Source organism: Bacillus sp. 7894-2, from assembly GCF_002272225.1.
Classification (GTDB): Bacteria; Bacillota; Bacilli; order Bacillales; family Cytobacillaceae; genus Cytobacillus.
Window position 1 is genome coordinate 1 of sequence record NZ_NPDG01000168.1, and the last position, 454, is coordinate 454.

At 50.9% G+C, this 454-nt stretch carries 1 rRNA gene; it reads left to right on the plus strand.

From position 1 onward, the window contains the following. Positions 1–382 (plus strand): 23S ribosomal RNA (locus CHI10_RS21970); the annotation flags it as partial. Positions 383–454 lie beyond the last annotated feature (72 nt).

A 454-nucleotide genomic window follows, 5' to 3' on the forward strand; every position in this document is an offset into this window, starting at 1 on the left:
TCCTGGGGCTGTAGTCGGTCCCAAGGGTTGGGCTGTTCGCCCATTAAAGCGGTACGCGAGCTGGGTTCAGAACGTCGTGAGACAGTTCGGTCCCTATCCGTCGTGGGCGCAGGAAATTTGAGAGGAGCTGTCCTTAGTACGAGAGGACCGGGATGGACGCACCGCTGGTGTACCAGTTGTCTTGCCAAAGGCATCGCTGGGTAGCTATGTGCGGAAGGGATAAGTGCTGAAAGCATCTAAGCATGAAGCCCCCCTCGAGATGAGATTTCCCATAGCGTCAAGCTAGTAAGATCCCTGAAAGATGATCAGGTTGATAGGTCAGAGGTGGAAGCGTGGCGACATGTGGAGCTGACTGATACTAATCGATCGAGGACTTAACCAAGTCATATATGGTTATTACTCGGCAACACTTCTTCATACATTATCTAGTTTTGAGGGAACGAAGTTTCTTCAA